This window comes from Enterococcus sp. C76, from assembly GCF_040886985.1.
GTDB lineage: Bacteria > Bacillota > Bacilli > Lactobacillales > Enterococcaceae > Enterococcus_B > Enterococcus_B lactis.
In genome coordinates this window covers 1-287 of sequence record NZ_JBFOEY010000075.1, presented here as the reverse complement: position 1 = coordinate 287, position 287 = coordinate 1, and the positions used below count along the sequence as shown (strand labels likewise).

General features: G+C 33.1%; 1 protein-coding gene. It reads right to left on the bottom strand.

The window, feature by feature from the left end; all coding sequences use genetic code 11:
* Positions 1–12: 12 nt before the first annotated feature.
* The coding region (locus AB3I00_RS14815; RefSeq protein WP_368025644.1) for a hypothetical protein at positions 13–287 on the bottom strand (275 nt) is incomplete at its 5' end.

Genomic DNA, 287 nt, shown 5'->3' with positions numbered 1-287 from the left:
TATCCTATTCTTCTACCATTCTTCATCTGTCATACCAATCGTTAATGCATTTTGATCCTCGAAATCTTGAACAATCCTCTCTTGCGAAAAGAAAACATCCATATCCAATTCATGTTCCATTGGCTGATTAACCATCTGTGTACGAGACTCTTCTATTTGACTTAAAATATTAATATCATTTTCAATATTTTCTTCGATTTGATTTGTCACTTCATTCATCGAATCCATGTCCTCTAATAAATTATCAACAATCACATGACTATCTACGTTACTTTCCACCGACTCTA